We start from the raw sequence: 703 nt of genomic DNA on the forward strand, positions 1-703 counted from the left end.
GATTTATATTGTTTACTTATAGGAACTAAAAAAGATGTTGTCAATTCAGCAGCAGCAAGTATTACAAGTATGTTTAAAGTTACGCAAACAAATAATGATTTACATAAAATTACAGATGTACCTGATAATATGCGTTTTGTTGATGCAAGCGAAGTAGAACAATTGTTTGAAGAGTTTAAGGAAGAAGGGTTTACTTTAAAAAGTTTCAAAGATAAAAAGCTATTACCACAGTGGAAATCATATTTAGATGGGATAGTAGATAAAATGAAGGAGACTTACATTGAAAATTGAAACAGTAATTGATCTTTTACAATCACAAAAGTTTAAACAATATCAATTAGAACCTGAGCTTATGAATCAGTTTGCGGAGCATAATATAGATATATGGGCTAGTGATACGCGTTTAATAATGTTAAAAGAATATAGAACACAAAATTCTCTGTTAGAGTGGGAAACAGAAGAGCAAGCGTGCATTGCTAGCTCATTACATTATATTCCTAAAAGATATATTAATAATTTATATTTTTTTATGATTTTAGATTTTAATACAGATGAAATTAAATTAAAGCTAAAGATAAATAATATAGAGAAAAATGAATTGATTTGTAAAAAATATATTTTAAAAGATGAAGATGATTTAGATAGAATCCCGTTTTTAATAAAGGTAGATTTAGAAAGTGATACATTTGTATTTGATGAAAAA

General features: G+C 26.3%; 2 protein-coding genes. Both read left to right on the forward strand.

Annotated features, from left to right (window positions below; genetic code table 11):
- Positions 1 to 291: hypothetical protein (locus DN403_RS31525; RefSeq protein WP_179958967.1), on the forward strand; the 291-nt coding region annotated here is incomplete at its 5' end.
- Positions 281 to 703: ABC-three component system middle component 1 (locus tag DN403_RS30885; RefSeq protein ID WP_346655102.1), on the forward strand; the 423-nt coding region annotated here is incomplete at its 3' end. The genes DN403_RS31525 and DN403_RS30885, both read left to right, overlap by 11 nt.

The organism is Bacillus sp. AY2-1 (genome assembly GCF_008368965.1).
Lineage (GTDB): Bacteria > Bacillota > Bacilli > Bacillales > Bacillaceae_G > Bacillus_A > Bacillus_A thuringiensis_S.